The 1,068-nt window shown below is 57.8% G+C and carries 1 rRNA gene; it reads left to right on the top strand.

Annotated features, from left to right (window positions below):
* Positions 1–1,068: ribosomal RNA gene (locus ACMGFG_RS24195) — 23S ribosomal RNA — on the top strand; the annotation flags it as partial.

The raw sequence follows: 1,068 nt of genomic DNA, 5'->3' as shown, positions 1-1,068 counted from the left end.
TACCTGACCACGCCCATAAGAAGGCGATTGTGTAGGTCGGCGTTCTGATCGGGTGGAAGCACGGCCGAGAGTTCGTGTGGACCGATTTGAAACGAAAATCCTGGTCATAGTAGCAGCGAAAGTCGGGTTGAAATCCTGACGGCCAAAAGGGCAAGGGTTCCTCAGCACTGTTCGTCAGCTGAGGGTTAGCCGGTCCTAAGACCTATCGTAACTCGCGTAGGTCGAAATGGGAAACAGGTTAATATTCCTGTGCCACCGTCCACTCAAAGTCGACGCCTTGGGGTAGACCGAGCCGGGCCATCGCCCGGTCGAACCGTCCAACTCCGTGGAAGCCGTAATGGCACGAAGCGGACGAACGGCGGAATAGAGAAATTCGGTTCAACCTGGGGCCCGTGAAAAGACGAGGACGATGTCCGTACCGAGCACCGACACAGGTGCCCATGGCGGAGAAAGCCTAGGCCTGTCGGGATCAACCGACGTTAGGGAATTCGGCAATCTAGTCCCGTACCTTCGGAAGAAGGGATGCCTGCCGCGGGAAGCGGCAGGTCGCAGTGACTTGGAGGCTCCGACTGTCTAGTAACAACATAGGTGACCGCAAATCCGCAAGGACTCGTACGGTCACTGAATCCTGCCCAGTGCGGGTATCTGAACACCTGGTACAACAGGACGAAGGACCCGTTAACGGCGGGGGTAACTATGACCCTCTTAAGGTAGCGTAGTACCTTGTCGCTTCAGTAGCGACTCGCATGAATGGATCAACGAGAGCCTCGCTGTCCCAACGTTGGGCCCGGTGAACTGTACGTTCCAGTGCGGAGTCTGGAGACCCCCAAGGGGAAGCGAAGACCCTATAGAGCTTTACTGCAGGCTGTCGCTGGGACGTGGTCGCTACTGTGCAGTGTAGGTAGGAGCCGGTACACAGGTACCCGCGCTAGCGGGCCACCGAGGCATCCATGAAACACTACCCGGTAGTGACTGCGACCCTCACTCCTGGCGGAGGACACCGGTAGCCGGGCAGTTTGACTGGGGCGGTACGCGCTTGAAAAGATATCGAGCGCGCCCCAAGTCCAT

This window comes from Halosimplex halobium (genome assembly GCF_051414055.1).
In the GTDB taxonomy this organism is placed as follows: Archaea; Halobacteriota; Halobacteria; order Halobacteriales; family Haloarculaceae; genus Halosimplex; species Halosimplex halobium.
The sequence above is the reverse complement of the archived record's forward strand: the minus strand, read 5'-3'. Positions and strand labels throughout refer to the sequence as shown.